30 protein-coding genes and 1 pseudogene are annotated in these 23,872 nt (G+C 63.0%); 13 read left to right on the plus strand and 18 right to left on the minus strand.

Features of this window, described 5'->3' with window-relative positions:
• From NKH57_RS14060 to NKH57_RS14120, 13 genes and pseudogenes are all read right to left on the minus strand, one after another.
• Positions 1 to 524: pseudogene (locus NKH57_RS14060) on the minus strand (hypothetical protein); the annotation flags it as partial.
• Positions 525 to 532: 8 nt separating this feature from the next.
• Positions 533 to 985: a protein TolR gene (tolR, locus tag NKH57_RS14065; RefSeq protein ID WP_023758652.1), complete on the minus strand. Its 453-nt coding sequence runs from the start codon at positions 983 to 985 to the stop codon at positions 533 to 535.
• Positions 986 to 995: 10 nt separating this feature from the next.
• Positions 996 to 1,706 (minus strand): protein TolQ, encoded by a 711-nt coding sequence (gene tolQ / locus NKH57_RS14070; protein WP_023758651.1) that lies wholly within the window; start codon positions 1,704 to 1,706, stop codon positions 996 to 998.
• Positions 1,707 to 1,979: 273 nt separating this feature from the next.
• On the minus strand, positions 1,980 to 2,456 hold the full coding sequence (gene ybgC, locus NKH57_RS14075) for a tol-pal system-associated acyl-CoA thioesterase (RefSeq protein ID WP_352944897.1): 477 nt from the start codon (positions 2,454 to 2,456) through the stop codon (positions 1,980 to 1,982).
• Between the two features lie 155 nt (positions 2,457 to 2,611).
• Complete coding sequence (ruvB, locus tag NKH57_RS14080; RefSeq protein WP_023758649.1) at positions 2,612 to 3,649, minus strand: Holliday junction branch migration DNA helicase RuvB; 1,038 nt, start codon at positions 3,647 to 3,649, stop codon at positions 2,612 to 2,614.
• Complete coding sequence (locus tag NKH57_RS14085; protein ID WP_352605591.1) at positions 3,646 to 4,050, minus strand: type II toxin-antitoxin system VapC family toxin; 405 nt, start codon at positions 4,048 to 4,050, stop codon at positions 3,646 to 3,648. The genes ruvB and NKH57_RS14085 overlap by 4 nt, the downstream gene beginning before the upstream one ends.
• Complete coding sequence (locus tag NKH57_RS14090; RefSeq protein ID WP_023758647.1) at positions 4,047 to 4,331, minus strand: AbrB/MazE/SpoVT family DNA-binding domain-containing protein; 285 nt, start codon at positions 4,329 to 4,331, stop codon at positions 4,047 to 4,049. The genes NKH57_RS14085 and NKH57_RS14090 overlap by 4 nt, the downstream gene beginning before the upstream one ends.
• A 67-nt stretch (positions 4,332 to 4,398) precedes the next feature.
• Positions 4,399 to 5,019, minus strand: a complete 621-nt coding sequence (ruvA, locus tag NKH57_RS14095; RefSeq protein WP_023758646.1) for a Holliday junction branch migration protein RuvA — start codon at positions 5,017 to 5,019, stop codon at positions 4,399 to 4,401.
• A gap of 10 nt (positions 5,020 to 5,029) precedes the next feature.
• Positions 5,030 to 5,467: a type II toxin-antitoxin system VapC family toxin gene (locus tag NKH57_RS14100; RefSeq protein ID WP_352944900.1), complete on the minus strand. Its 438-nt coding sequence runs from the start codon at positions 5,465 to 5,467 to the stop codon at positions 5,030 to 5,032.
• Positions 5,445 to 5,714, minus strand: a complete 270-nt coding sequence (locus tag NKH57_RS14105) for an AbrB/MazE/SpoVT family DNA-binding domain-containing protein (RefSeq protein WP_352944902.1) — start codon at positions 5,712 to 5,714, stop codon at positions 5,445 to 5,447. Before NKH57_RS14105 ends, NKH57_RS14100 begins: the two co-directional genes overlap by 23 nt.
• Positions 5,715 to 5,758: 44 nt before the next feature.
• Positions 5,759 to 6,280 (minus strand): crossover junction endodeoxyribonuclease RuvC, encoded by a 522-nt coding sequence (gene ruvC / locus NKH57_RS14110; RefSeq protein ID WP_352944904.1) that lies wholly within the window; start codon positions 6,278 to 6,280, stop codon positions 5,759 to 5,761.
• 179 nt (positions 6,281 to 6,459) lie between these two features.
• Positions 6,460 to 6,993: a protease adaptor protein RcdA gene (gene rcdA / locus NKH57_RS14115; protein ID WP_023758642.1), complete on the minus strand. Its 534-nt coding sequence runs from the start codon at positions 6,991 to 6,993 to the stop codon at positions 6,460 to 6,462.
• A gap of 376 nt (positions 6,994 to 7,369) precedes the next feature.
• Complete coding sequence (locus NKH57_RS14120) at positions 7,370 to 7,750, minus strand: hypothetical protein (protein ID WP_352944906.1); 381 nt, start codon at positions 7,748 to 7,750, stop codon at positions 7,370 to 7,372.
• Positions 7,751 to 8,050: 300 nt separating this feature from the next.
• Between NKH57_RS14120 and NKH57_RS14125 the strand changes: the two genes are divergently transcribed.
• The gene (locus NKH57_RS14125) at positions 8,051 to 8,602 is read left to right on the plus strand and encodes a DUF2269 family protein (protein WP_352944908.1); all 552 of its coding nucleotides are present in this window, start codon (positions 8,051 to 8,053) and stop codon (positions 8,600 to 8,602) included.
• A gap of 36 nt (positions 8,603 to 8,638) precedes the next feature.
• Here the strand turns inward: NKH57_RS14125 and NKH57_RS14130 are convergent, their stop codons facing one another.
• Positions 8,639 to 9,409, minus strand: coding sequence for a sulfite exporter TauE/SafE family protein (locus NKH57_RS14130; protein WP_352944910.1), 771 nt, complete (start codon positions 9,407 to 9,409; stop codon positions 8,639 to 8,641).
• Between the two features lie 201 nt (positions 9,410 to 9,610).
• The gene (locus NKH57_RS14135) at positions 9,611 to 10,090 is read right to left on the minus strand and encodes an Lrp/AsnC family transcriptional regulator (RefSeq protein ID WP_352944912.1); all 480 of its coding nucleotides are present in this window, start codon (positions 10,088 to 10,090) and stop codon (positions 9,611 to 9,613) included.
• A gap of 132 nt (positions 10,091 to 10,222) precedes the next feature.
• On the opposite strand from NKH57_RS14135, the gene NKH57_RS14140 reads away from it, so the two are divergent.
• The 9 genes from NKH57_RS14140 to NKH57_RS14180 all read left to right on the plus strand — a co-directional run bounded on the left by NKH57_RS14140 (position 10,223) and on the right by NKH57_RS14180 (position 18,212).
• Entirely contained in the window at positions 10,223 to 11,140 is a 918-nt protein-coding gene (locus tag NKH57_RS14140) for a DMT family transporter (RefSeq protein ID WP_352944914.1), read from the plus strand.
• A 132-nt stretch (positions 11,141 to 11,272) separates the two neighbouring features.
• Positions 11,273 to 11,920 carry a thiamine phosphate synthase gene (locus NKH57_RS14145; RefSeq protein WP_352944916.1) on the plus strand — a complete coding sequence of 216 codons (648 nt, stop codon included), beginning with the start codon at positions 11,273 to 11,275 and terminating at the stop codon, positions 11,918 to 11,920.
• Between the two features lie 46 nt (positions 11,921 to 11,966).
• Complete coding sequence (locus NKH57_RS14150) at positions 11,967 to 12,962, plus strand: tetratricopeptide repeat protein (protein WP_502907292.1); 996 nt, start codon at positions 11,967 to 11,969, stop codon at positions 12,960 to 12,962.
• Between the two features lie 139 nt (positions 12,963 to 13,101).
• Positions 13,102 to 13,668 (plus strand): elongation factor P, encoded by a 567-nt coding sequence (gene efp / locus NKH57_RS14155; protein WP_023758633.1) that lies wholly within the window; start codon positions 13,102 to 13,104, stop codon positions 13,666 to 13,668.
• Positions 13,669 to 13,752: 84 nt separating this feature from the next.
• Positions 13,753 to 14,553 (plus strand): inositol monophosphatase family protein, encoded by an 801-nt coding sequence (locus NKH57_RS14160; RefSeq protein ID WP_352944920.1) that lies wholly within the window; start codon positions 13,753 to 13,755, stop codon positions 14,551 to 14,553.
• Positions 14,554 to 14,674: 121 nt separating this feature from the next.
• Positions 14,675 to 15,361 carry a PAQR family membrane homeostasis protein TrhA gene (trhA, locus tag NKH57_RS14165; protein ID WP_352944922.1) on the plus strand — a complete coding sequence of 229 codons (687 nt, stop codon included), beginning with the start codon at positions 14,675 to 14,677 and terminating at the stop codon, positions 15,359 to 15,361.
• A 107-nt stretch (positions 15,362 to 15,468) separates the two neighbouring features.
• The gene (locus NKH57_RS14170; RefSeq protein ID WP_352605571.1) at positions 15,469 to 16,494 is read left to right on the plus strand and encodes a MotA/TolQ/ExbB proton channel family protein; all 1,026 of its coding nucleotides are present in this window, start codon (positions 15,469 to 15,471) and stop codon (positions 16,492 to 16,494) included.
• Position 16,495: 1 nt separating this feature from the next.
• On the plus strand, positions 16,496 to 17,527 hold the full coding sequence (locus NKH57_RS14175; RefSeq protein ID WP_352733021.1) for a peptidoglycan -binding protein: 1,032 nt from the start codon (positions 16,496 to 16,498) through the stop codon (positions 17,525 to 17,527).
• Between the two features lie 250 nt (positions 17,528 to 17,777).
• Positions 17,778 to 18,212, plus strand: a complete 435-nt coding sequence (locus NKH57_RS14180) for a hypothetical protein (protein ID WP_352944925.1) — start codon at positions 17,778 to 17,780, stop codon at positions 18,210 to 18,212.
• Between the two features lie 72 nt (positions 18,213 to 18,284).
• Here the strand turns inward: NKH57_RS14180 and NKH57_RS14185 are convergent, their stop codons facing one another.
• Positions 18,285 to 18,638, minus strand: a complete 354-nt coding sequence (locus NKH57_RS14185; protein WP_023758627.1) for a DUF1304 domain-containing protein — start codon at positions 18,636 to 18,638, stop codon at positions 18,285 to 18,287.
• Between the two features lie 139 nt (positions 18,639 to 18,777).
• Between NKH57_RS14185 and NKH57_RS14190 the strand changes: the two genes are divergently transcribed.
• On the plus strand, positions 18,778 to 20,265 hold the full coding sequence (locus NKH57_RS14190) for a carboxypeptidase M32 (protein ID WP_352944927.1): 1,488 nt from the start codon (positions 18,778 to 18,780) through the stop codon (positions 20,263 to 20,265).
• Between the two features lie 35 nt (positions 20,266 to 20,300).
• On the opposite strand, the gene NKH57_RS14195 is transcribed toward NKH57_RS14190, so the two are convergent.
• Positions 20,301 to 22,100 (minus strand): ABC transporter transmembrane domain-containing protein, encoded by a 1,800-nt coding sequence (locus NKH57_RS14195; protein ID WP_352944929.1) that lies wholly within the window; start codon positions 22,098 to 22,100, stop codon positions 20,301 to 20,303.
• A 207-nt stretch (positions 22,101 to 22,307) separates the two neighbouring features.
• Between NKH57_RS14195 and rpmE the strand changes: the two genes are divergently transcribed.
• On the plus strand, positions 22,308 to 22,529 hold the full coding sequence (rpmE, locus tag NKH57_RS14200) for a 50S ribosomal protein L31 (protein WP_006327661.1): 222 nt from the start codon (positions 22,308 to 22,310) through the stop codon (positions 22,527 to 22,529).
• Positions 22,530 to 22,614: 85 nt separating this feature from the next.
• On the opposite strand, the gene NKH57_RS14205 is transcribed toward rpmE, so the two are convergent.
• Positions 22,615 to 23,256 carry a TetR/AcrR family transcriptional regulator gene (locus NKH57_RS14205; protein ID WP_352733031.1) on the minus strand — a complete coding sequence of 214 codons (642 nt, stop codon included), beginning with the start codon at positions 23,254 to 23,256 and terminating at the stop codon, positions 22,615 to 22,617.
• A gap of 128 nt (positions 23,257 to 23,384) precedes the next feature.
• On the opposite strand from NKH57_RS14205, the gene NKH57_RS14210 reads away from it, so the two are divergent.
• Positions 23,385 to 23,864, plus strand: coding sequence for an anthrone oxygenase family protein (locus tag NKH57_RS14210; protein WP_352733034.1), 480 nt, complete (start codon positions 23,385 to 23,387; stop codon positions 23,862 to 23,864).
• The last annotated feature ends 8 nt before the right edge of the window (positions 23,865 to 23,872 follow it).

Consider the following 23,872-nt stretch of genomic DNA (forward strand, 5'->3'; position numbering starts at 1 on the left):
CGCGTGTTCGGGGCGGGGGGCGGGGGGGCGGGGGCGGGGGGGGGGGGGGGGGGGGTGGCCCCGCCAGCCCCCCGCGCGCGGGGGTGCCCCGGGCGGGGGGTCGCCGGCCCGCGCCCCACTTCCGTTGCCGGCGTAGGCTTGGGCTTTTCCTGCGGCTTCGGCACGTCCTCGGGCTTCGGCTTCTCGATCGGGGTCGGCGCCGGCGGCGGAGCCGAGGTCATGTCGACGGGCTTGGGCTTGGCTTCCGGCGTTATCGGCTTGTCGGTATCGACACTGTTCTCGCCCACCTTCTGCGCATCGGGAACGACGTCCGGGCGCTGTGTCGGCACCGGTGCCGGCTTTTCATGCATCACGGCCTTCTTGTCGCCCTGCAGCGTCTGCGCGATGGCTTCCATCGGCACGATATCGACCGCGACCGACTCGACATCGGAGGACGGGAGTGCGGCCGGCGCTGTCAGCGTGAACAGGCCGAAGGTCAGCGCCACCGCATGCAAGATCACCGATGTGGTGAGGCCGGTCTTCATCTTCTTGTCTACTGATCCTGTTCCTGCAGCGAAACGAGGCCGATATTCTTGTAACCGGCAGCCGAAATGCGGGCCATCACCTTCATCGCCGTGCCGTAGTCGGTGGACTTGTCGCCACGGATGAAGATGCGCTCTTCATAGCCGGTCTTCGAGATCGCCTGCAGCTTGGCCACCAGTTCCTCGATCGGAATTTCGGTTTCCTGGAGGAATATCTGGCCGGCGGCGTTGATCGAGACGGTGATCGGCTGCGTGTCGGCATTCATCGCCTTGGCTTGCGTGTCTGGCAGGTCGATCGGCACGCCGACCGTCAGCATCGGTGCGGCGACCATGAAGATGATCAGCAGCACCAGCATCACGTCGACCATCGGCGTGACGTTGATCTCGGACATCAGTGCATGGTGACGGCCGCGCCGCCTGTGGCCGCGCCCGCCGCGCCCTCCCATGCCCATGGACATACCCATCTGCTACTCCTCAGGCCTTGGGGGCCACTTTTTCATCGATTTGGCGCGAGAGTATGGCGGAGAACTCGTCGGAGAACCCTTCCATGCGCACCGCTATCTTGCTCGCGTCCGACGACAGCTTGTTGTAGGCAATGACGGCGGGTATGGCGGCGAGCAGGCCAATGGCTGTCGCTAGCAGCGCTTCGGCAATGCCGGGCGCAACCACCGCGAGACTGGTGTTCTTGGAGCCGGCAATTGCCTGGAACGATGTCATGATGCCGATGACGGTCCCGAACAGGCCGATAAAGGGTGCCGCCGAGCCGGTTGTGGCGAGGAAGCCGAGGCGGCCCTCCAGCTTTTCCATTTCGCGGGTCAGCGCCAGATCCATCGCCTTGTCGATGCGGGTCTGCAGCCCGAGTGGCGTTTTCGCGCCCTTCTCGAAGCTCTTCTTCCACTCGCGCATCGCAGCCACGAAAATGGCGCCCATGCCGGTGGTCTTGCGGTCGGCAAGCGTCCGGTAAAGCTCTTCCAGCGATTGTCCCGACCAGAACACCTGCTCGAACCGGTTGAGCGCCAGCCGCATGCGGGCGTAGGAAACCAGCTTGTCGACGATGATCGCCCAGGTCCAGACCGAAGCGCAGAGCAAGCCGATCATGACCAGCTTGACCACCCAGCTGGCCTGGCTGAACAGCGCCCAAATCGACAATTGCGCGCCCGGGTCGGCGAGTGCGATATTTTCCATCGTTACGTCCTTAAGATTTCCGGGCGAAGCTGGTGGCTGGCCCCTGGCATCCCTTGTGGTCGGTTCGCACGAAGCTACCGGAACAACCCCAATCTGTGCCGTTAGCGGCCTTTTCGGGGCAAATATTGGTGAAAGGAAGGCGCACGATCACGCCAATCTTCACCAATCTCTTCATGAACCGTTATGGTTAAGGATGGGTTAGTACATAAGGCGCGGCGCATTGCCACGCCCAGGGGGCAACCCGCAAGCCGTGCCAAATTGATCGCAATTAGGCTAGTCGGCAGCGGCCTTGGGCATGAACGCCGCCACCCATTCCCTGGGAAAGCGTCTTGGCCGGCCATTCTCGCCGATGATCGCCGCCTCGACCTTGGCCTCCACCAGCACCTCGTCGCCGCGCTTGAGCTGCTGCGCCATGAAGATGCGCGCACCAGAAATGTCCTCGGTGCTTGTGTCGACCGTCAGGATGTCGTCGATGCGGGCGGGGCCGCGAAAATCGATCTCCATGCGCCGCACCACCCAGACAATTCTTTCGCCATGCTTGCCGTCGGCAAGCTCGGTGTGATGCACGCCGGTGAGTCTCAGATAGTCGGAGCGGCCGCGTTCGAAGAATTCGAGATAGCGCGCATGATAGACGACACCCGAGAAATCGGTGTCGGCATAATAAACCCGCGCCATCAGCCGGTGGCCGAACGTCGTCAGCGCGCCGGAAAGTCCGGCCAGCAGCGTCGCCGAATCACCATGATCGCCCATTGCGCTTCCTTTTTCAGTCCCGACGAGGCACCGGTTCCTCGCGGGACATAGCATCGGATGGCACTGTTGACGGCGATGATCAAGACCTTGTCGGCGGCGTTGCTGATGCTGGTGGCTTCGGTGCCGTCAGGCCGGGCAGCGGCCTTCTCGGAAAACTACTCTTCCTGGAACAGGTTGATCTGCTGCTGCGCCAGGTCCTTCGGCGCATCCAGGCCGAGATGACGCCAGGCATTGGCCGTCAGCATTCGGCCGCGCGGCGTGCGCTGGATGAAACCCTGCTGGATCAGATAGGGCTCGATGATGTCCTCGATGGCGTCGCGCGGCTCGGACAGGCCGGCGGCGATCGTCTCGATGCCGACCGGCCCGCCACCGAAATTGCGGGCGATCATCGACAGATAGCGGCGGTCGAGCGCATCTAGGCCGAGCGCGTCGACTTCCAGCCGGGTCAACGCCTCGTCGGCGATCTGCCGGTTGACATGACCATCGCCGGCGACCGAGGCGAAATCGCGCACGCGGCGCAGCAGCCTCCCGGCGATGCGTGGCGTGCCGCGCGCGCGCCGCGCGATCTCCAGCGCGCCATCGTCGCCGAGCGCCATCTGCAGGATGCGGGCGCCGCGACGCACGATCTGCTCCAGCTCCTCGACGGTGTAGAAATTGAGCCGCACCGGAATGCCGAAACGATCGCGCAGCGGATTGGTGAGCAGGCCGAGCCGCGTGGTGGCGGCGACCAGGGTGAAGCGCGCGAGGTCGATCTTGACCGAGCGCGCCGCCGGTCCTTCGCCTATGATCAGGTCGAGCTGGAAATCCTCCATCGCCGGGTAGAGGATCTCCTCCACCGCCGGGCTCAGGCGATGGATCTCGTCGATGAACAGCACATCGCCTTCTTCGAGATTGGTCAGCAGTGCCGCGAGATCGCCGGCCTTGGCGATGACCGGGCCGGAGGTCGAGCGGAAATTGACGCCGAGTTCGCGTGCCATGATCTGCGCCAGCGTCGTCTTGCCAAGGCCCGGCGGCCCGACGAACAGCACATGGTCGAGCGCTTCGTTGCGGCCCTTGGCGGCCTCGACGAACACCTTCAGATTGGCCCGCACCGCTGCCTGGCCGACGAAATCGTCGAGCGTCTGCGGCCGCAAGGTCTGCTCGGCATCCTCGCCGCGTTTTTCGGGCGCAATCAGTCGGGGCGACAGGCTCATGCGAGCAGTTCCATACTGGCAATGGATTTGGCGGCCCGCTGATCGAACGTGACTGTATGCGAGCAACCCAGATTTCGATTGTGCTCGGCGATCAATGCATCGGCAAAGTCCACCTGCGGCGAATTCGATCTTTCGAGCGCAACCACGATGGCATCGAAATCTTCGAACAACAGTGTCTTGATCTTCAACAGTCTCTGGATTGCCGCCTGCATCTGCTCTTTCGGTAGCCTATAGCGCGAAATCAACGACCAGCTGAATTCCACCAGCACGATCAAACTGACGAAGCCGGGAGCATCGGCGCTGAGGCCTTCGCCGAATGCGAGGGCCTTCACCCGCTGCTCTGCATCATCGTTCAGCACCATTCGAAGCAGAACGTTCGTATCAATGCCGATCGACGTCACTCGTCGCCCTCTCGTCCGCCTTGCGACCCGCCGCCGACAACATGCCTGCCAACGGCATCCCGCACCGCGAGGTCGATTTCTTCTAGAGACGCCGGACCGCCGGGCGGATCGCCCAGAAATCCGGCGAGGTCTGCAAAGTCGAGATTGCGCGGCGTTCCAATCAGATAGCCATCCATGACCGTCCAGGCGATCATGTCACCCGTTTTGAGTGACAACGCGTCCCGGACATCTTTTGGAATTGTAAGCTGACCCTTCGAGGTCAGACTAGCGTAAGCGCCCATTTTCTTACTTTCTAAGAAATCTCTTACCAATCATATGATAGCCGGATTTTTCTTTTCCACAACCATGTCACCGCGCCAGTTCCTTCAACCCGAAACGGATCAGCCTCGGCGCATCCGCATGCTCGCCCGCCGTCTTCAGCGCCGCCGCGACCGCGTTGGCCGCGGTGTCGCGCGAATAGCCGAGATTGACCAGTGCCGAGACGGCGTCGGCAATCGGCGCGGATGCCACGCCGTCGCCGAGCTCCTGCTTCAGGCCGATGGTCCCCGAAGCGGACCCGGCATAGGCCGGCGCCTTGTTCTTCAACTCGGTGACTATGCGCTCGGCCACCTTCTTGCCGACGCCCGGCGCGCGAGAAACCATGGCGATGTCGCGCAGCGCAATCGCATTGGCGAGATCCGCCGGCGCCAGCGTTGACAGGATAGCCAGCGCCACCTTGGCGCCAACGCCCGGCACATTGTTCATCAAGAGCCGGAACCATTCGCGCTCCAGCACCGACTGGAAGCCGTAGAGCCGCAGCATGTCCTCGCGCACATAGGTTTCGATGAACAGCACCACAGCTTCGCCGGGCGAAGGCAGCGCGGCCAGCGTGCGCGCCGAGCAATAGGCGACATAGCCGACGCCATGGATGTCGACGAGGCAATGATCCTCATCGATCTCGTCCAGCGTGCCCTTGAGCTTGCCGATCATGCCAGATCTTTCATGGAAGATGGGCCCCTCTTGGGTGCGTTTCCGGACAGATGATGTCGAGGTCGGGAAAGTAACTGCGATAACGAGCGGCGTCGCGTGTCAAAAGACGGTGCCCGGCAACGGTCGCATGGGCACCAATGAAGAAATCAGGCAAGGTTCTTTCCCGAACGCCGCCGGCCCGGCGATAGCGGGAATGCGTGACGCCTGCAAGGAAAGCCGCATCCCAAGGCAGGAACTCGCGATCCATCTCGAGCATGTCCACTGCTTTTCGAAGTGCCGTCTCCGTCGCGATCAGCGGCGCGAGCTCGGACCAGACGATCGTGTTGACCACCAAGGCTCCATCGCGGCGGCAGGAAGCAATCGCCCACGCCGACCATCTTTTCAGCGGTCCGGCCGGTCCCCAGACGTCGATCAGGACATTGGTGTCAATCAACGTCGAGATCTTCACGCGGCCCCCTCAACCACTCCATGTATTGATCGGTGGTCATGCCTCCCAGGTCCAACGTCCCCTCCATCCGGTCAAGGACATCGCTGAACCGGCGCAACTTCTCCTCTTCGGAGATATTCTCGTTGACGGCAACCAGCCGAACGTCCCCGTCGGTGGCCACGAATTCCACCTCGGAGCCCGGGCCGATGCCCAGATGGTCTCTTATCGGCTTGGGGATCGTAACTTGCCCCTTGGTGGTCACGCGCATGGTAATACCTCAGCGGTATTACTTATCTGCGCAGCGTGAACAAGTCAAGAACAAGCCTGGCCGGCAAGCGCCATTCGGTAGGCCACGCTTTGCCGGTGATGGGCGTGGCAAATGGCGATGGCCAGCGCATCCGCGGCATGTTCGGTATCGAAGGTGGCTTTCGGCAACAGCACCTTCACCATCATGTGGATCTGTTTCTTGTCGCCATGGCCAACGCCGATCACCGCCTTCTTGACGGCGTTGGGCGCGTATTCGGCAACGACGAGTCCCGCACGCGCCGGCACCAGCATGGCGATGCCGCGCGCCTGGCCGAGCTTCAGCGTTGCCACGGCGTCCTTGTTGACGAAGGTCTGTTCGACGGCCGCCTCTTGCGGCATCGCGATGTGCAGGATTTCGGCGAGCCCGTCATGCAATTGGCAGAGCCGCGTCGCCAGAGCCGCCTTGTCGTCGGACTTCACGGTGCCGGAAGCAATGAAGCGCAGCGAATTACCGAGGCTTTCGACAATCCCCCAGCCGGTGCGCCGAAGCCCCGGATCGATACCGATAATGCGAATCGCTTCCCCCATGCGTCCAGTTTACCTCCGATGGACAGCGATGCCAGCGAAATGTGAACAAACCGGAAACAGAGGAGTGCCCGAGGTCTAAAGCGCGTCGCGTTTGAACGGATTCAAGCGACGCGCTTTAGGTTTTTGATTCGATGCATGTCGTTCTCCCAAAACCGGGGCCCACTTTTGGGCGACATGCATTAGCCTCTGGCGAAAGCTGTGTTGAGCAGGCTGATCTGGTCGGAAACCGGATTGGGGCGGCGAGCCGCTGGCTGCATGTCGGCCACTGCGCCGGAGCCATAGATCTCCTCGTCCATGCGACGGACCAGTGCCTGCAGGCGCAGCGAGCGGGTGACGAGGTCGAGGAAATCCTCGGGCAGTTCGGCCCAGCCGGCGGCTTCGTCACGGGCGGAAGCGGTGTCGAGGCGCACCTTGGATTTTTCAGACGCGACCTGGTCGCGGGTCATCTCGCCGGAGTTGGCGGCGCGCTGCAAAAGCAGCCACGACGCAACCTGCATAAGCCTGGTGGTCAGCCGCATCGATTCGGCCGCATAGAGTGTGGCCGCCAGCCTGGATAGTTTCTTCGCCTCGGCCCGGCCCTTGCCGTCGAGGTATTCGGCCGCCTGTTCGACGAGGCCCATACCTTCCTGGTAAAGCGGCTTGAAGGATTGCGAGAAAACCCGGCGTTCCGCCAGCTTGACGGTTTTCGCACTGCCCTTCGAAAGCTCGTTCATTGATACGCCCCTGCACTTGCAACCGGCTGATTCGGCTCCCTGCCGATACACCCGGAAACCCGTCTGACTGAAGCTTGAAAATGCGCTTCGTCACCGGTGAAGGCAAGCACATGTTTAACAGAAGGTTAACGTCGGTCCACTCACCCCTGCCCCGAAAATGCGGACAAAAAAAGAGCCGCGGATAAGGCGGCTCTCAGGAGTTTAACAGGGAGGCGTCAAACAAAGTGGCTCCAACCACTCGGTAAGAATCCAGATCACTGGATGGACATAGTAAACGCCTGTAAAGCTTAATGAAGCCTTAACGGCGCGGATGTTTTTTGACCGAACGCCGCCATCCTGTGCCGTAACAGCACAACCTCACTGCCTCTGGTTCAGCTCAGGCGGTCTTCCAGACCGCCGGCAAGGCGATGAAGGCAAACAGCGGCATGCCCGCATAGAACCCGATCGAGGAAATCCCGAGCAGCGGTTCTATCCCCGGATTGCCGGCGAGCAGAATGTAAAGGCCGATCATCAGCCCGATACCGCTGATGGCAGTCAGCCAGAAATGAACCTTGGCCAGGACCTTTTGCCCGACGGCCGGAAACAGATGGTAGAAAAAGGCGAAGACCGCCGACATCAGCCATCCGGCGACCATCGTGTGGGCGTGGGTTGGCATCTGGCCATGGTCTTCGCTGATCGCCATGTGGATGCCGAGCGCCATGCCGCACAACGCGTAGATAATGGCCAGCGTGAAGAAATTCCGTGCTACCCCTTGCATAATGTCCCCTCGAATTGCCTTTTCCCGTTTGCGGGCATGGGTTGATCGTCAGGCGGTTCTTGTCGCCACCGGCGCACTAGCATCGGCACTGTTTCCGGATGATGTCGCGCCTCCCGACATTTCGCATATTAGCAGAAGATCGGATAGCGCGTTCGTTAGCTCATCGGCATGGCGCTGAAACAAAGCCGGGCTTTACGCGACATCGTTCCGAAACAGGCGCCGCGCTAAACGCCCGCTCCTCTGACGGCCGGCGCAAATCACGCCGCCGCAAATCCGACCAGAACACTGCAGGAGCACATCATGGACTGGTATTCGATCGTCAAATTCCTTCACGTCATCTCGGCCGTTCTGTGGGTCGGTGGTGGCTTCGTGCTGTTCCTTCTCGGCGTGCTTGCCGAGCGGGCGGGCAACATCGAGGACAAGCTGCAGGCGATGCGCGCCAGCGGCCAACTGGGCGGCAGGTTTTTTGCGCCGATGTCGATGCTGACGCTGATCTTCGGCCTCATCATGTGCAGCTTCTGGGTCGGCTTCTCCGATCTATGGATACTGATCGGCCTTGCCGGCTACGCCACGACCTTTTCGATCGGCATGCTCATCTTCAAGCCGACCGGCGAGCGTATCGGCGAGATGATCGCCAAGGAAGGCGTAACATCGGCTGTTCTTGCCATCAGTGACCGCATGATGCGCGCGGCACGCTTCGACTATGCGGTGATGCTGGTGATCATTGCCGACATGGTACTCAAGCCGACCGTGTATGACGTCGGCATCCTCGCCGGCATGGTTCTGGTCGTCGTGGTTGGCGCGGCACTGGCCTTTGGCGGCAACCGTCGCCTCGTACCCAGCGCCGCCTGATCCCAGATAGAGAGGGCGGCAGCCGCCTCACCTATTTTACATCAGGCCAACGATGCCGTCCCACAGCAACTTCAGTGCCACGACCGCGACAGTTGCATAGGTGAAGGGATAGAAGATTTCCGGGCGCATCCGCCGCACCAGCCACGCGCCGGCGATAGTCGACAGCGGCGCCAGCGGCATCAGCACCGCCGACGCCGTCAGATTGGCGGTGTCGAACTGGCCGAGCGCGAAATAGTGCACCAGCTTCAGCGCATTGGTGGCGGCAAAGAAGATCGCCGCGGTGCCCGACAGGACCTTGGGATCGAGGCGGATCGGCAAGGCGTAGACCTGGAAGGGTGGGCCGCCGACATGGGCAACGAAGCTGGTGAAGCCGGCGACCGTACCCCAGACGGCCGCAGCCACGCGGTTGGGCGCGGCCGCGTGACCGGCGCCGTGGCGAAACTGCAGATAGAGCCAGCGCAGGACGAAGATGATGGCGACGGCACCGACGATCAGCCGCACTGCCCCTTCGGTGACCAGTGCCGCCGTCAGCCAGCCAAGGCAGATGCCGATGACGGCTCCCGGCATCATGTCGACCAGCATCTTCCGGTCAAAGACACCCCACCATGTCCACACCGATACGATGTCCATCAGGCACAGGATCGGCAGCAGGATAGCGGCCGCCTGCACCGGCGGCATGGTCAGCGCCATCAGCGGCACGCCAACGAAACCGACGGCACCGCCAAACCCGCCCTTGGACAGGCCGACCAGAACGACCGCCGGAATGGCAGCCGCATAGAACCACGGATCGAGAAGCAGGCCTGACATGGGAGGGAACTGGTCTGGAGGGAAAGCGTGTCGGTGCTTGAATAACCCAGAATCCCGAGCTGAGCGACAGCAAATATCGGCATGGCTCGTGCACGCTGCCAATGGCAGGCGCTGCCTATCGACGGGCCGAAACCGGCAGGAACATTGGCCGCTTGAGATCCTTCGATTCAGTCCTCTGAAAACCGGCCGCGGCTACTCCGTTCAGGATGCGTGCACGAGCTTTGCCCTGCCACGAGGCGCCGTTGCATCGAGCGGTGGAGGCCGGCGCCGGATCGGCTGCGCCTTGATGATGGCGGTGCTGGTCTCGGCCTTGTCGGCGATGCGGTCGAGAATCCCGTCGAGATCGCCGATCGAGCGCACGAACAGCCGGGCGACGAAACAGTCATCGCCCGTCACCTTGTCGCATTCGCCGAATTCGGGGATTTCCTCGATCAGCTTCTGGACGATGTGCAGCTTGCCCGGCAAGGGCCGGATGCGCACGATCGCCTGCAACGTATAGCCAAGCGCCAGCGGATCGATCTCGACCGTGAACGCGCGGATGACGCCGCGCTCCTCGAGCCGTCGAAGCCGCTCCGAAACGCTTGGCGATGACAGCCCGACCTGAGCAGCCAGCTCCTTCAGCGAGGTCCGCGCATCCTTGACCAGGATTTCGAGGAGATTTCGGTCGAGATCGTCCAGCATTTTACATTTCCCGCTGATTTGGAACCATGGCCTAATATAGTTAGGTCATTTATCCATATCTCCTTTCTTATCGGATAGAAAGCCGCGTTGCCACGTGAGATTATAATGGCTCAACTGATACGGAGGTTTGTTGTGAACGATACGGTGCGTGGCACGGTCGAAATGTCCGCCGCAATGGCGATCCTGGGGACGATCGGATGGTTTGTGGTGCTGTCCGGCCAGCCGATCATGGATGTGGTGTTCTGGCGCTGCGCGTTCGGCGCGCTGACGCTGCTCATCATCTGCGCCGGGCTGGGCTTGCTGCGCAACAGGCTGTCATTGCGTATCATCGCCATCGCCGCACTCGGCGGCGTCGCCATCGTCGTCAACTGGCTTTTGCTGTTCAGCGCATTCTCGCGCGCGTCGATCTCGATCGCCACCGCTGTCTACAACACGCAGCCCTTCATGCTGGTTGGCTTCGGGGCGCTCTTCTTCGCCGAGCGGCTGACGCTGACCAAGTTGACCTGGCTCGCCATCGCCTTCGCCGGCATGGTGCTGATCGTGCAGGCCGCTCCTGATGCCGGCCCCAGTGCCGACATGGTCGGCACTGACTATTTTGCCGGCATCGTCATGGCGTTGGGAGCGGCTTTTTTCTGGGCCGTCGCCGCCATTGTCACCAAGAAGCTCAAGGGCACGCCGCCGCACCTGATCGCGCTGATCCAGGTCTGCGTCGGCGTCGTTATGCTGGCTCCGTTCGCCAATTTTTCGCAGCTTCCGGCCGATGCATGGAGCTGGACCATGCTGGCGACGCTCGGCATCGTCCATACCGGCCTGATGTATATATTGATGTACGGCGCCATCCAGAAACTGCCGACGCATCTGCAGGGGTCGCTGTCCTTTATCTACCCCGTCATTGCCATCCTGGTCGATGTCGTCGCCTTCGGCCATCGGCTGCACCTGAGCCAGATCGTCGGCGCCACCGCGATTCTGATCGCCGCTGCCGGCATGAATCTCGGCTGGAAGCTGTGGAAGGGCCAAACGCCTATCGCAAGTCCACACCCGGTTAAATGAAGCGGTCCGCCGGCGTCCGGCGGGCCCACATCGGTATCCCGGCTGCCCGCCTGTTCAAAGCGGGCACTTTGCTCTATGCCGCAATCCAACCATCTTCGCCCGGCATAGGCGAAACGCGGGATCCGAAGAACCATGAATGACGCAACGCCCCCCAATCGCTGTCGCATCGTGCTGATCGCGCCGCCCGGCGTGCCGGCCGCCCGTATCGCCGCGGCATTCGAAGGCGGCGACGTCGCGTCGCTGATCCTGCCCGAGAACGGCATGGACGAGGCCTCCTTCCAGGCTTTCGCCGAACAGGTCGTGCCCGCGGCGCAAGCCGCCGGTGCGGCGGTGATCATTGCCGGCGACACCCGTATAGCTGGCCGCGTCCAGGCCGACGGTATCCATGTCGAGGTCTCCAAGGCCGAACTGGCCGAGACGATCGAGCATTTCCAGGCAAAGATGATGGTCGGCACCGGCGGCGCCAAGACACGTGACGACGCGCTTGAGCTTGGCGAAACACGGCCCGATTACATCTTCTTCGGCCGCTTCGGTTACGACAACAAGCCAGAACCGCACCCGCGCAACCTGTCGCTCGGCAGATGGTGGGCGGATATGATCCAGATCCCGTGCATCGTCATGGCCGGATCCGACATTGCCTCGGTCGAAGCGGTGGGTGCCACAGGTGCCGAGTTCGTGGCGCTGTCGAGCGCCGTGTTTGCGGACGGCATCGATCCCAAGACAGCGGTCGCCAGTGCCAACGCGCTGCTCGACGAAACCGCGCCGCGCTTCGAGGACTGACGTGCCCTGGGCGAGGCTCCCCCTCCAGGCTCTGCTTGCGGTGCTGATGGTCCAGTCAGCGGCCGCCGAGACCATCCGGTTGCCGCAGCCCAAGCCTGATGTCGGCGTGCACACGAACAAGCCGATCGAACAGCCGCTGCCGCAGCCGGCCACCACGGCCGAACCGACGCCGCTGCCCTCGGCCGACGCCGTCAACCCCGACCGCTTCGGCGCAAAACCCGCCGATGCGGCCTATGGCGCCTTCCAGCGCGGGCTCTACAAGACGGCCTACAATCTGGCACTGGTCCGGGCGCAAAACGGCGATCCGGCGGCGCAGACCCTGGTCGCCGAGATCCTGTCGCGCGGGCTTGGTGTGCCGCTCAATTCGGCGGAGGCGGCGAAATGGTACGCGTTGGCCGCCGAGCAGGGTGTACCGGAAGCGCAGTTCCAATACGCCCTGATGCTGCTCGACGGCCGCTACGTCAAGAAGGACGAAAAGGAGGCCTATGCGTTGATGCAGGCCGCCGCGGAAGCCGGCAACCGGCTGGCGCAGTTCAATTTCGCGCAGATGCTGGTCCAGCAGGACCCCGGCGACGCCGGCATGGCGAAGGCGGTCTCCTACTATGAGCGCGCCGCCGCGACGGGCCTTGCCGACGCGCAGTATGCGATGTCGCAGATCTACGCCAATGGCGCCGGCGGCAGGCCGCGTGACGATGTGCAGGCAAGGCGCCTGCTGGCGCAGGCGGCCCAACAGAACTACGACACCGCGCAGATTGACCTCGCCGCCTGGATGATCGAAGGCCGCGGCGGTGCGCGCGACTTGAAATCCGCCTTCGGCTGGACGAAACAGGCGGCGGAAGGCGGCAATGTCGCCGCCCAGAATCGCCTGGCCAAGCTCTATATGCAAGGCATCGGCACCGATCCGGATCTCGTCCTTGCCGGCGCCTGGTACATCGTCGCCCGCCGCGCCGGCCTCATCGATCCGCAGATGGACGATTTCCTGCAGGGGCTGAGCGACGGCGAGACCAAGCAGGCCCTGCAGAAGGCAAACCGCCTGCCGTAGCGGCCTCTCCAACCCGACCCCGACTTGGCGCTCCCTTGCCTCTTCTGGCGTTTTGTGGTCTTGGGAGCCCGAAATCGCTTTCGCAGCGACCATCCCATACCACGGCCTGGCCGTTGGTAGCATCCCGGATCACCTCATCATGGCCAAGATCAATGGCAACGAAATCCGTCCCGGCTATGTCATCGAGCATGATGGCGGCCTTTGGGTGGCGGTCAGGACCAACACCGTCAAGCCCGGCAAGGGCGGCGCCTACAACCAGGTCGAACTGAAGAACCTCATCAACGGCACCAAGCTCAACGAGCGCTTCCGCTCGGCCGAGACGGTCGAGCAGATCCGGCTCGACCTGAAGGACTTTTCCTTCCTCTACGCGCAGGAAGACGCGCTGGTGTTCATGGACACCCAAAGCTACGAGCAGCTCGAACTGAACAAGGACTTCGTCGGCGATCGCGCCGCCTTCCTGCAGGACGGCATGATGGTGACGGTCCAGCTCTACGAAGAGCGGCCGATCGGCATTTCGCTGCCCGACTATGTGACGCTGACCATCACCGAGGCGGACCCGGTGGTGAAGGGTCAGACGGCGGCCTCGTCCTACAAGCCCGCGATCCTGGATAACGGCATCCGCGTGCTGGTGCCGCCATTCATCGGCGCCGGCGAGCGCATCATCGTCGACACCAACGAAATCACTTACGTGCGCCGCGCCGACTGATGCATGTCGCGCAGGTGGCCGCGGTTTTGGGTCACCGACATGCATCAAGACAGTGTCTAAAGCGAAGCACCAGGAAGAACCACTATGGCACGCTCAGCCCTCCTCAACGTCATGGTCCAGGCCGCAATGAAAGCCGGCCGCTCGCTATCGCGCGACTTCGGCGAAGTGCAGAACCTGCAGGTCTCGATGAAAGGCCCCGGCGACTATGTCAGTCAGGCCGACCGCAAGGCCGAGGACATCGTCTTTGCCGAACTGTCCAAGGCAAGGCCGGGCTATGCCTTCCTGATGGAAGAGCGTGGCGCGGTCGAGGGTGACGACAACCAGCATCGCTGGATCGTCGACCCGCTCGACGGCACCACCAATTTCCTGCACGGCATACCGCTCTTTGCCGTTTCGATCGCGTTGGAACGCCAGGGACAGATCGTTGCCGGCGTCATCTACAATCCGGCGATGGACGAGCTCTACACCTGCGAACGCGGCGGCGGCGCTTTCATGAACGACCGCCGCTTGCGCGTCGCCGGACGCATCAAACTGGTCGACACGGTGATCGGCTGCGGCATGCCGCATCTCGGCCGTGGCCATCACGGCAATTTCCTCGTCGAGCTACGCAATGTCATGGCCGAAGTCTCCGGCGTCCGCCGCATGGGCTCCGCCTCGCTCGACCTTGCCTATGTCGCCGCCGGCCGCATGGACGGGTTCTGGGAGACAGGCCTGTCCGCCTGGGACATCGCCGCCGGGCTGCTTTTGATCCGCGAGGCGGGCGGCTTCGTCTCCGACATGGATGGCGGCCAGGACATGCTCGACAACGGCTCGGTTGTCGCCGGCAACGAGGTCATCCAGCGAGCCCTGCTGAAGGCCGTGAAGAAGCCGCTCTCCTCTCGTTGACAGGCAAGCCGCGTTGAAGGCATGCCGTGCTGAAGCGCCGCAGTCGCAAAACCGCAAACAAGACTTGAAATACTGCCCTGCGAGCGTCCAAATTGGAGTGCTCGGCGCAGGAAACCCGGCAGTGAACGACATCAATCCCACCCCCGACATCCCATTCGTTGGACGCTGGCACTATTCGCGCGCCGAGATGATCGCTGACGGCATCGTTCACGCGGTCGGCATCGTGCTGGCGATATCGGTCGGTTCGGCTTTGCTGGCGCTGTCGGCCTTTCGTGTCGGGCCGGGCGAATACATTGCCGCCGCCTTCTATGTGGTCTCGCTGCTCACCGTGCTGTCGGTGTCGATGACCTACAATCTGTGGCCAGTGTCGTCGCCGGCGAAATGGGTCTTGCGACGCTTCGATCATGCCGCGATCTATCTGCTGATCGCGGCGACCTACACGCCTTTCCTGGCCCAGATCGAAGGCTCGCCATTGGCGAGCTGGATGATTGTCCTGGTCTGGACCGCAGCGGTGCTGGGCATTGCCATCAAGGTGTTTTTTCCCGGCCGTTTCGACCGGCTGGCCGTGGGCTTCTATCTCGCCATCGGCTGGAGCGGCATCATCCTGGTCAAGCCGCTTGTTCAGACGCTGCCGACGATGTCGATCGCCCTCATTGTCGCCGGCGGCATCGTCTACTCCTGCGGTGTCGTCTTCTTTGCCTGGAAGGGGCTGCGCTTCCACAATGCGCTGTGGCATGGTTTCGTCGTCACCGGCGCCGGCCTGCATCTGGCCGCCATGGTCGACTGTCTGGTCATCAATCGGCTCTGACACCGACGTCGACGCGGCAATCTTGCCAAGCGCCATTCAATTTGGTCACAATTCCGTTTAGAGTCGCGGTTCACGTGATCGGCGGCGGCATCGGAAACGGGGCACGGATGGCTTTTCTCAAATCCTTCGGCATGGGCAGACGCTCTGATGTCCTGATCTACGACCCGCACAAACTCTCAAGTCCGCAGGTCTTTTTGCTGACCATGGTGATCTTCCTGGTCATCGTCGCCTTCATCGCCGCCATCCTGACCCGGCAGATCTCGACTGCCTTCAGCAGCAATCCCGGCCTCAACGGGCTGATCGTGGGCGTGCTGGTGGTCGGCATCCTATTGGCCTTCGCCCAAGTCGGACGGCTGTTTCGCGAAGTTCGTTGGGTCAACTCCTTCCGAGCCGGCTCGGAGACCACCGAACCGGTGCTGCTGGCGCCGATGAAGGCGATGATCGGCCGCTCCTCGGCCACGGCTTTCTCGACCAGCTCGATGCGCACCATGCTCGATTCCATCGCCACGCGCCTCGACGAAAGCCGCGACACCTCGCGCTACCTCGTCGGCCTGCTGGTGTTCCTCGGCCTGCTCGGCACCTTCTGGGGCCTGTTGAACACCATCGGCTCGATCCGCGAGACGATTGAATCGCTCGATCCGGGCACCGGTGACGCCGCGGCTGTGCTCGATTCGCTCAAGCAAGGGCTTTCCGCGCCGCTGGCCGGCATGGGCACGGCTTTCTCGTCCTCGCTGTTCGGCCTGTCCGGCTCGCTGGTGCTCGGCTTCCTCGACCTGCAGGCCGGCCGTGCCCAGACGCGCTTCTACACCGAGCTGGAAAACTGGCTGTCCTCGGTTACCGACCTGTCGTCCGACATCGTCGTCTCCGACCCGGCCAAGGCCGAATCCTCGGACGAGATCCGGGTCCTGTCGGAAAGATTGCGCAGCATGCAGGAGAATGGCGGCGGCTCCAATCCGCGCGTCGCCACCGCCATGGCCAATCTCGCCGACGGCATTTCCGGCCTGGTCAAGAACATGCGCTCGGAACAGCAGATCATGCGCGACTGGGTCGAGGCCCAGTCCGACGAACAGAAGGCGATGCGCAACACGCTGGAAAAGATCGCCGACGCCCTGAAGAAGCCAGGGGTGCATTGACGTGGCACTCGCCAGGGGCCGGCGAACCGATCGCCGCATCGACTATTGGCCGGGCTTCGTCGACGCGCTGTCGACGCTGCTGCTGGCCATCATGTTCCTGCTCACCGTCTTCGTTCTGGCGCAGTTCCTGCTCGGCCGCGAAATTTCCGGCAAGGATACGGCACTCACGCGTCTCAACTCGCAAATCAACGAACTGACCCAGCTTCTGGCGCTGGAGCGCTCATCAACGCAGGACAAGGATGACTCGCTGGCCAATCTGCAGGCGTCGCTGTCGGCGGCCGAAGCGGAAAAGAGCCGGCTCGAACAATTGCTGGCGCAAGGTGCGGGCGCCGGCGACGCCGCCAACCAGCGCGCCGCGGCGCTGGGCGGCGAACTCGACAACCAGCGCCAGATCAGTCAGCAGGCGCTGAGCCAGGTCGAGATCCTCAACCAGCAGATCGCGGCTTTGCGCAAGCAGATCGGCGCGCTCGAGGATGCGCTCAACGTCTCCGAAACCCGCGACCGCGATTCCAACACCAAGATCGCCGATCTCGGCCGTCGCCTGAACGTCGCGCTGGCGCAGCGCGTGCAGGAACTGAACCGCTACCGCTCCGACTTCTTCGGCCGCTTGCGCGAAATCCTCGCCGATCGCGAGAATATTCGCATCGTCGGCGACCGCTTCGTCTTCCAGTCGGAAGTGCTGTTCCCGACCGGCTCCGAGGTGATCAACGATGCCGGCAAGGTCGAGATGAAGAAACTCGCCGACGCCATCATCGAGCTGCAGAAGGAAATCCCGCCCGAGATCAATTGGGTGCTGCGCGTCGACGGCCATACCGATAACAAGCCACTCTCCGGCACCGGCCGCTATCGCGACAATTGGGAGTTGTCGACGGCGCGTTCGACCTCGGTGGTGAAATTTCTGATCGAGAACGGCGTGCCGGCCAACCGCTTGGTCGCCGCCGGTTTCGGCGAGTTCCAGCCGCTCGATGCCGCCGACACAGAAGAGGCGCGGAACAAGAACCGCCGTATTGAACTGAAGCTCACCGAACGTTGATCTCTCATCACGCGAGCTCACGCGAATTTGTTCGTCGGCTCAACTCTAGGGCGTGGACTGACGCCGGCAAGGCCTGAAAAGATTATCTTTTTTTAATTACACATTGTCGCAGGGCGGTCCTAGCTTCCCGCCCGGGCTGAGAACCGCCGGCGATGAATCTCCCGCATCGCGACGCGACGGAACCGGACGGCCCAAAGGCCAGAAGGCAGGCGGAACAACCGCCGCCTTCCTCTACAAGAGGAGACGCGTGATGCGCTCTTTCACTCCCAGGACACCGCTTAGAACTGCAACACTCGCGGCGTTTCTCATCGTCGTTCCGATTGCGGGCGCCTATGCCGCCGGCCATCACAAGGGTGCTCTCGACGCAACCGACCCGACCGATTTCACGGGGCCCCGGATCGACAGTGTCATCCAACAGGTCCAGGGCGTTCGCCAAGGCATAGTCGACGCCAAGCGGGCCAACAACATCACCCTGGCCGTGGCGCACCGGCTGGAAATGCGCACCGCGCACATTACCCAGGCAGCTGAGAATATCGCGGCGTCGGATCATGGCAGGATACCGGCCGCGCAATACCATGACCTGCTACGCCGCCTCGACAATGTCGACCAACGGCTGAGGCTCAATACCGGCAGTGGCTTCCTGATGGGCGACGGCGCCGACGGCGGCAACTACCCGAACGGCTGAAGCCGTAGCCCCTGACGGTCCAAGAGGAAGGGCCGCCCGACGCCCTCGGGACTCAATTCCGCGGGCGTCCTTTTACCAGCCCAGCCAGACCGCGATCAGGGAGGCAATCGCCGGCACGGTCTGGATGAACAGGATTTTGCGGCCGACCGTCGCCGCACCATAGAGGCCGGCAATGGCGACGCACAACAGGAAGAAAACCTTGACCTGGAAACCGGCAGCACCGAGGTAAAGCCCCCAGATGAGGCCGGCGGCGAGGAAACCGTTGTAGAGCCCCTGGTTGGCGGCGAGTACTTTCGAGGCACCGGCGAATTCGGGTGTCAAACCGAAAGCCTGGTGCCCGCGCGGCGTGTCCCAAAGCACCATCTCGAGATAGACGATGTAGGCATGGATCAAGGCCACCAGCCCAACCAGGATGTCGCCGATCATGCTGTTCCCCTCAACTGTGGCTGCAGCATTTCACGCATGACCGCATCAGCGCAAGATGCATCCCCGGCACAGTGCCTGAGGGTTGCCAAGGCTTTTGCGTTGGTGTCTTTTCGCGCCGTCCTCAATCACGGAAGCCGCCATGTCCTTTCAGAAACTCGATGATCTCGGCCATAAGCTCGAAGCGCTCGAGCATGCGCTGGCCATCCTCGGCGCCGACGAAGCCACTCACATGGCCGTCGGCGGCGGCGAGAAGCGTGCCGAGGCGATGTCGGCACTGGCCGGCATGTATCACACCAGGGCAACGGCGCCGGAGATAGCGGACTGGATTGCCGCGGCCGAAGGCGAGGCGCTCGGCGAAGAGCAACGGGCCGCCGTCGCGGAACTGCGGCGGCAGTACACCAACCTGACCTGCCTGCCGGTCGAATTCGTCGAACGCCAGACGACGGCGCGCATGCGTTGTGAGCAGCTGTGGCGCGACCTGCGCGCCAAGAACGACTGGGCGGCCTTCCAGCCGGCGCTGGAGGGCGTGGTGGCGCTGGTGCGCGAGGAGGCGGCGCTGCGTGCCGACGTGCTCGGCCTTGCCACCTATGACGCGCTGATGGAACAGTACGATCCCGGCAACCGCACCGCCGATATCACACCGGTGTTCGCCGACCTGAAGGCTTTCCTGAAGAGCTTTGTGCCGGAGGCGCTGGCGATCCAGGACGCGCGGCTGCGCAAGCGCCCGTTGAAGCCGCTCTCAGGCACCTACGCGATCGACCGGCAGCGCGAGCTTGGCCTTGCGATGATGGCGGCGGTGGGCTTCGACCTGACGCACGGGTCGCTATCGGTGTCGCACCATCCTTTCTGCGGCGGCGTGCCGAGTGATGTCCGCATAACCACCCGCTACAAGACCTCCGATTTCCTGTCGGCGCTGATGGGTGTGCTGCACGAGACCGGCCATGCGCTCTACGAACAGAACCTGCCGAAGGCATGGTCGCACTGGCCGCTCGGCAAGGCGCGCGGCATGGCCGTGCATGAAAGCCAGAGCCTGTTTGTCGAAAAGCAGCTCGGCCGCAACCCGGCCTTCTGGCGCTGGGCGCTGCCGGTGGTCGAAAAGCATCTCGGCGAAGCCTGGTCGCTCGACGATATCCTGCCGCATGTGCATCGCGTCGAGCGCGGCCTGATCCGTGTCGATGCCGACGAGGTGACCTATCCCCTGCATGTCATCCTGCGCTACGAACTGGAACAGGAGCTCGTCTCGGGCCGGCTGGAGGTGGCCGGCCTGCCCGAAGCCTGGGACGCCAAGATGCGCGACTATCTCGGCCTTTCCACCATCGACAACCCCGCCGACGGGCCGATGCAGGACGTGCATTGGCCGGGTGCCGCCTTCGGCTACTTCCCCTCCTATACGCTCGGCGCGATGATGGCGGCGCAGCAATGGGCGGCGCTGACGCGGGAACATCCTTCAGCCGACGAGGATCTTGCCAAGGGCAATTTCGAGGCGATTAACGACTGGCGCCGCCAAAAAATCTGGTCGCAGGGATCACGCTGGTCGACGCCGGATCTGCTCGAACGCGCCACCGGTGAAAAGCTCAACGCCACCTATTTCGTGAACCATCTGAAGCAGCGCTATGGAACCGCGTAGGGCGGCCGGCACTTCAGGATTGCAGATAGCTTGGTCTACTCCGCAGCACCCTTGAAGGCGCTGGCACCGGTTTCGAATTGCAGCTTGGCCAGCCGCGCATAGATGCCACCCTTGGCGACCAGGCTCTGATGCGTGCCTTCCTCGACGATCGAGCCGCCATCCAGGACGAGGATCCTGTCGGCCTTCAGCACCGTCGCCAGCCGGTGGGCGATCACGATGGTGGTGCGGCCCTGCATCAGGCGTTCCAGCGCGATCTGCACCAGCGTCTCGCTTTCGGCGTCGAGCGCCGAGGTGGCCTCGTCGAGCAGCAGGATCGGCGCGTCGCGCAGGATGGCGCGGGCGATCGCCACCCGCTGGCGCTGGCCGCCGGACAGCGTCACGCCGCGTTCGCCGACCTGGCTGTCATAGCCTTTTTCCAGCCTGAGGATGAATTCGTCGGCGAGCGCATCCTTCGCCGCCGTCTCGATCTCGGCCCTGCTGGCGCCCGGCCGGCCGAAGCCGATATTGTCGCGCGCGGTAGCCGCGAAGATGGTGACGTCCTGCGGCACGATGGCGATGCGCTGGCGGACCGAAACCGGATCGGCCTCGCGCACGTCGACGCCATCGATCAGGATCCTGCCTGTTTCGGGATCGTAGAAGCGCAGGATCAGCGAAAACACCGTGCTCTTGCCGGCCCCTGACGGCCCGACAATCGCTACTGTTTCGCCGGGCATGACCTGAAAGCTCAAGCCGTGCACCGCGGCGCGGTCGGGCCGTGCCGGGTAGGAGAAAGAGACATTGTCGAAGACGATCTCCCCCTTTGCGACTGGAGGCAGTGGCTTCGGATCTGCCGGAGCATGGATCGCCGGTTTCTCGGCCAGGATCTCGGTCAGCCGTTCGGCGGCGCCCGCCGCTTGCGCAAGCTCGCCCCACACCTCCGACAGCGCACCCAGCGCGCCGGCGGCGAACACCGAATAGAGCAGGAACTGGCCGAGCGTGCCCGGCGATATCGAGCCTTCGAGCACGTCGCGCGAGCCGAACCACAGCACCGCCACGACGGACGAGAAGATGGTGAAAATGGCAAAGAAAGTAAGGAAGGAGCGCGCGAAGATCGAGGCGCGCGCCGCCTCGAAAGCAGCTTCCACCGCGGCCGAGAAATGGCCGGTGACCAGCCTCTCGTTGGTGAAGGCCTGCAGCGTGCGCACCGCGCCGATCTGTTCGCTGGCATAGGCTGTCGCATCGGCCAGTGTATCCTGCGCCTGCCGTGACTTGCGCCGCACCGAGCGGCCGAAAGCGACCAGCGGCAGCACGATGACGGGAATAGCGGCAATCACCAGGCCGGACAGTTTCGGGCTGGTGATCACCATCATCCCCACAGCACCGAGGCCAAGGATGACGTTGCGCAACGCAACGGAGGCCGTCGCACCAACCGCGGACTTGACCTGCGTCGTGTCGGCGGCGAGCCGCGACACGATCTCGCCCGACTGGGCGGTGTCGAAGAAGGAAGGCGACAGCGTCGTCACATGAGCAAAGACATCACGGCGGATGTCGGCGACGACGCGTTCGCCAAGCGTGATGACGAAGTAGTAGCGGCCGGCCGATGCCGCCGCCAGCAGCGCGGCCATCGCCACCAGCGCAGCGAAATATTCGGCGATGAAGATGGTGTTGGCCGACGAGAACCCATGATCGATCATGCGCCGTACCGCGAGCGGCAGCGCCAGTGTCGTCGTCGCGGCGATGACCAGCGAGATGAGGGCGCCGATGACCAGCGTGCGATAGTGTGCGATATACGGAAACAGGCGCCCGAGCGGCTTGAGCGAGCGCCGGCGCTCGTCTGCGCTGCTGATGTGCGCCATCCCAGTGTTTCCTCTAGCCGCCCTTTGAGGCATGCGCTTCAATATGCGCTTGCCGCGGCCTTGTGATTCAATTCCGGCTGATGTATAGGCTCGCCGACCGTTTTAGAAGCCGTGGCTCCTCAATAGCTGCGGCTTCGAGTTTTAAAAAGGGGCGCATCGACGCAGGCTTATGCCCGTCAGCAGCGCCGGCAAGCCAGGAAGCGAACCATGAAGACCGACATTCATCCCGATTACCACACCATCAAGGTCGTCATGACCGACGGCACCGAATACATGACCCGTTCGACCTGGGGCAAGGAAGGCGATACGATGAACCTCGATATCGACCCGACCACCCACCCGGCCTGGACCGGCGGCCAGCAGACCCTGCTCGACCGCGGCGGCCGCCTGTCGAAGTTCAAGAAGCGTTTCGAAGGTTTCGGCCTCTAAGGGCGATAATCTTTTCTCGGATCGGAAAACCCGCCCTTGTGGCGGGTTTTTTGTTGCAGCATTCATCCTTGTGCTTTTCCGCCTGCTATTCAGCCAGCAACTCCCTGAGTGCCATCCGCTTGTAGGCGGCGACCAGCCTGTCGCCCTCCTGCCGCTCGACCGAGATCGCCAGCCGCATGGCGGCTTCACCCATCTGCCAGACCAGCAATGCCGTCGTTTCCAGCGCCACCGGATCGGCCGCCGGTCGCAGCCGTTTCAGCACCGTGGTCAGAAACTCCGCATTGGCCCGGCTGTCGGCGAGCTCGAGCTGGCGCAGCGCCTTGTCGGCCTGCGTGCCCGACCAGATGTCGCGCATCACCGGCTCCGCCAGGAACAGCCGGTAGTAGATATCGACGAGTTCCGAAAACGCTTGGCTCAGCCCTTTGGCGTCACTGACTCCGGCTAGTGCGGCCGAGATGCAGGCTTGGCTTTCGGCGGTGTAGCGCTCGGCCAATGCCCAGATGATCGCCCGCTTGTCGGGAAAGAACTGGTAGAGCGAGCCGATCGATACCCCTGCCCGCTCCGCCACCTCACCCATGCGCATGGCGTCGCTGCCTTGCTCGGCTATCAGCGCCGAGGCGGCGGCCAGCATCCGCTCGACCCGTTCGCGGCTGCGCTGCTGGCTTGGCGCCCGGCGCGGCGAAGCGATCTGCTCCTGAGGGGAATCCGGCGAGGCCGCATCTTCCATGACTAACTCTCATACCGCCAAAATCGCTTGACTCGTAAAATACGAGGGTTTATCACGTTTTGCAAATGTGAGGAGTACTCATATTTTTAAGCAGAAGAAAACCGCAACCGGCATCTGGAGCAACTGACATGATCGCGAAAGTTCTGCCCATCCTCATCCTTATCGCCGCAATCGGCTCAGGAATCGTCGGCGGCGTCTTCTTCGCCTTTTCCAGCTTCATCATGCCGGGCCTCGCCCGCATGCCGGCCGCTGGCGGCATCGCGGCGATGAATTCGATCAATGTGACCGCTGTGACCCCGCTGTTCATGACCGCCCTGTTCGGCACGGCGCTTTTCTGCGTCCTTGTCGCCATCGGCGCGGTAATGGACTGGAGCCAGTCGGGTTCGCTCTGGCTGATTGCCGGCAGTCTGGTCTATCTCATCGGCACCGTGGTGGTGACGATGGTCTTCAACGTCCCGCTCAACGATGCGCTCGCCACCGTCGATCCGGCAAGCGCCAGCGGCGCAAGTCTGTGGTCGCGCTACCTCAATGAATGGGTGATGTGGAACCATGTCCGCACCGTCAGCGGCATAGCCGCGCTGGCATCCTTCTGGTTCGCCGCGCGTTGACCGCAATG

The organism is Mesorhizobium sp. M1050, from assembly GCF_040318715.1.
GTDB lineage: Bacteria > Pseudomonadota > Alphaproteobacteria > Rhizobiales > Rhizobiaceae > Mesorhizobium.

Bases quoted from the DNA above. Each gene is read 5' to 3' on its own strand.
- tolR (WP_023758652.1), bottom strand. From the start codon at position 985: ATGGGTATGTCCATGGGCATGGGAGGGCGCGGCGGGCGCGGCCACAGG.
- tolQ (WP_023758651.1), bottom strand. From the start codon at position 1,706: ATGGAAAATATCGCACTCGCCGACCCGGGCGCGCAATTGTCGATTTGG.
- ybgC (WP_352944897.1), bottom strand. From the start codon at position 2,456: ATGGGCGATCATGGTGATTCGGCGACGCTGCTGGCCGGACTTTCCGGC.
- ruvB (WP_023758649.1), bottom strand. From the start codon at position 3,649: ATGAGCCTGTCGCCCCGACTGATTGCGCCCGAAAAACGCGGCGAGGAT.
- NKH57_RS14090 (WP_023758647.1), bottom strand. From the start codon at position 4,331: ATGGGCGCTTACGCTAGTCTGACCTCGAAGGGTCAGCTTACAATTCCA.
- ruvA (WP_023758646.1), bottom strand. From the start codon at position 5,019: ATGATCGGCAAGCTCAAGGGCACGCTGGACGAGATCGATGAGGATCAT.
- NKH57_RS14105 (WP_352944902.1), bottom strand. From the start codon at position 5,714: ATGCGCGTGACCACCAAGGGGCAAGTTACGATCCCCAAGCCGATAAGA.
- ruvC (WP_352944904.1), bottom strand. From the start codon at position 6,280: ATGGGGGAAGCGATTCGCATTATCGGTATCGATCCGGGGCTTCGGCGC.
- rcdA (WP_023758642.1), bottom strand. From the start codon at position 6,993: ATGAACGAGCTTTCGAAGGGCAGTGCGAAAACCGTCAAGCTGGCGGAA.
- NKH57_RS14120 (WP_352944906.1), bottom strand. From the start codon at position 7,750: ATGCAAGGGGTAGCACGGAATTTCTTCACGCTGGCCATTATCTACGCG.
- NKH57_RS14125 (WP_352944908.1), top strand. From the start codon at position 8,051: ATGGACTGGTATTCGATCGTCAAATTCCTTCACGTCATCTCGGCCGTT.
- NKH57_RS14130 (WP_352944910.1), bottom strand. From the start codon at position 9,409: ATGTCAGGCCTGCTTCTCGATCCGTGGTTCTATGCGGCTGCCATTCCG.
- NKH57_RS14135 (WP_352944912.1), bottom strand. From the start codon at position 10,090: ATGCTGGACGATCTCGACCGAAATCTCCTCGAAATCCTGGTCAAGGAT.
- NKH57_RS14145 (WP_352944916.1), top strand. From the start codon at position 11,273: ATGAATGACGCAACGCCCCCCAATCGCTGTCGCATCGTGCTGATCGCG.
- NKH57_RS14150 (WP_502907292.1), top strand. From the start codon at position 11,967: ATGGTCCAGTCAGCGGCCGCCGAGACCATCCGGTTGCCGCAGCCCAAG.
- efp (WP_023758633.1), top strand. From the start codon at position 13,102: ATGGCCAAGATCAATGGCAACGAAATCCGTCCCGGCTATGTCATCGAG.
- NKH57_RS14160 (WP_352944920.1), top strand. From the start codon at position 13,753: ATGGCACGCTCAGCCCTCCTCAACGTCATGGTCCAGGCCGCAATGAAA.
- NKH57_RS14170 (WP_352605571.1), top strand. From the start codon at position 15,469: ATGGCTTTTCTCAAATCCTTCGGCATGGGCAGACGCTCTGATGTCCTG.
- NKH57_RS14180 (WP_352944925.1), top strand. From the start codon at position 17,778: ATGCGCTCTTTCACTCCCAGGACACCGCTTAGAACTGCAACACTCGCG.
- NKH57_RS14185 (WP_023758627.1), bottom strand. From the start codon at position 18,638: ATGATCGGCGACATCCTGGTTGGGCTGGTGGCCTTGATCCATGCCTAC.
- NKH57_RS14190 (WP_352944927.1), top strand. From the start codon at position 18,778: ATGTCCTTTCAGAAACTCGATGATCTCGGCCATAAGCTCGAAGCGCTC.
- NKH57_RS14195 (WP_352944929.1), bottom strand. From the start codon at position 22,100: ATGGCGCACATCAGCAGCGCAGACGAGCGCCGGCGCTCGCTCAAGCCG.
- rpmE (WP_006327661.1), top strand. From the start codon at position 22,308: ATGAAGACCGACATTCATCCCGATTACCACACCATCAAGGTCGTCATG.
- NKH57_RS14205 (WP_352733031.1), bottom strand. From the start codon at position 23,256: ATGGAAGATGCGGCCTCGCCGGATTCCCCTCAGGAGCAGATCGCTTCG.
- NKH57_RS14210 (WP_352733034.1), top strand. From the start codon at position 23,385: ATGATCGCGAAAGTTCTGCCCATCCTCATCCTTATCGCCGCAATCGGC.